The organism is Methylosinus sp. DMC45 (assembly GCF_056313885.1).
Genome location: NZ_JBQUZK010000065.1, coordinates 1 through 1,999, shown reverse-complemented (window position 1 = coordinate 1,999; position 1,999 = coordinate 1). Strand labels below are relative to the sequence as shown.

The window sequence follows — 1,999 nt, the reverse complement described above, 5'->3', positions numbered from 1 at the left end:
TTGTAGAGTATACTCCGTAGATAAATAGAGCGCCGGGAGACCGGCAAGGAGTAGTCGGTGCAAGTCCGATACGATGAAGGTGTAGCGAACCACATCGGCCCCGAGCCGTGCGGCGATATCCGTGAGGATATCGGCGAAGCGTCGGCAGGGGAGCGCATAGGCCAGCCATTGAGCCTCGAAAATCACGAAATCCCGGACGCCGACGCGGTTATTTACGTGGAAGGCAAGACTTCGAGCGCGTCATCGCGAGCGCTTCGAGGGTCCGGCGTGGTCGAAGACCCTGGCATGTGCGGAAGCTCCTTGCGCGGGAACCGGGAGGTCTCGTCTTCGACCCGCGGGAGGACGCCGCAGGTCCGCATCGGGAAGGTGAGGAGCCGTAGCCGATGATGCACGAAGGCGAGAAGTCTGACTCCGCCATAGTAGCCGAGAAGCCGACGAACAAGGCGGGACGACCCGCTGCGGAGCCGGTGGAGCCAAGGGCGGAGACCAAGGGAAATGCAACCCAGCAAAGCACGCGCCGGGCGCAGGACCGGGAAAGCGTGTCACAGGCGCTGGGTCGCATACGGCAAGCGGCCAAGGAAAGGAAGAAGGAGAAGTTCACCTCGCTCCTGCACCACATCGACCCGCCCATGCTGCGGACGGCGTTCTATGCGCTCGCGCGCAACGCAGCCCCCGGCGTCGACGGGATGACATGGGAAACCTACGAGAAGGACCTCGATCGCCGGATCGAGGAGCTTCATGGGAGGGTGCAGAGCGGAGCGTATCGGGCGCTGCCGTCACGACGCCGGTTCATTCCGAAGTCGGACGGCGCGAAACGACCGCTCGCGGTCGCCGCGCTGGAGGACAAGATCGTCCAGAGAGCGGTGACGATGGTGCTGAACGCGATCTACGAGGAAGACTTCCTCGGGTTCTCGTATGGGTTTCGGCCGAAGCGAAGCCAGCATGCTGCGCTGGATGCGCTGATCGTCGGAATCAACAGCAGGAAGGTGAGCTGGATACTGGACGCCGACATCCGAGCGTTCTTCAACGAAGTCAGTCAGGAATGGCTGGTCCGCTTCGTCGAGCACCGGATTGGCGACACGCGCATCGTCCGCCTGATCCAGAAATGGTTGAAGGCGGGTGTCCTGGACGAAGGGATCGTCGTCGTGGAGGAAAAGGGGACCGGGCAGGGCGCCGTGATATCGCCTCTGCTCGCGAACGTCTACCTGCATTACGTATTCGATCTCTGGGCGCGCCGTTGGCGACAGCGGGCGGCGAAAGGCGACGTGATCCTCGTGCGATACGCGGACGACATCGTCGTCGGCTTTCAGTACGAGAGCGACGCCGAGGCGTTCTGGAACGCGATGCGCGAACGGCTGCGGGAGTTTTCGCTGTCGCTGCATGAGGAAAAGACGCGCCTCATCGAGTTCGGCCGCTTCGCGGCACAAATCCGGGAGAGGCGCGGCCAGAGCAAGCCGGAAACCTTCGATTTTCTGGGCTTCACGATCATCTGCGGGAAAACGCGCGCCGGACGCTTCCTCGTTTTGAGGAAGTCGCGCGCCGACCGCATGAGAGCCAAGCTCGCGGAAATCAAAGGGGAGCTGCGGAGGATGATGCATCTGCCGATCGCCGAACAGGGGAAACGGCTGTGGCAAGTCCTCTCCGGCTGGCTCGCCTATCATGCAGTGCCGACGAATTTTCGAGCGCTTCAGATGTTCCGCGACCAAGTGACGAGGCGTTGGCGACGTTCGCTTTCACGGCGTAGCCAAAGGGGCGAGCTCACGTGGGAACGGATGCGGAAAATCGCCGACGAATGGCTCCCGAGGCCGAGAATCCTTCATCCGTGGCCACAGGTACGTTTCGCCGTCAACCACCCGAGGTAGGAGCCGTATGCGGGAATTCTGCGAGTACGGATCTGGGCGGGGGGCGCTCAGCAATGAGCGTCCCTACCGCGATCTCTTCAAGCTGGCTGGTTCTCGTCATGGAAATGCGAGAGACGCTGGCGCGCAATCTGAGGAAA

At 62.2% G+C, this 1,999-nt stretch carries 2 protein-coding genes; one reads left to right on the top strand and one right to left on the bottom strand.

The genetic code is table 11. The features are described from left to right. Positions 1-186: hypothetical protein (locus tag ACT53T_RS24190; RefSeq protein WP_476163207.1), on the bottom strand; the 186-nt coding region annotated here is incomplete at its 3' end. A gap of 197 nt (positions 187-383) precedes the next feature. Between ACT53T_RS24190 and ltrA the strand changes: the two genes are divergently transcribed. Further along, a complete protein-coding gene (gene ltrA / locus ACT53T_RS24185) occupies positions 384-1,862 on the top strand; it encodes a group II intron reverse transcriptase/maturase (RefSeq protein WP_476163206.1) in 1,479 nt (492 codons plus the stop codon). The last annotated feature ends 137 nt before the right edge of the window (positions 1,863-1,999 follow it).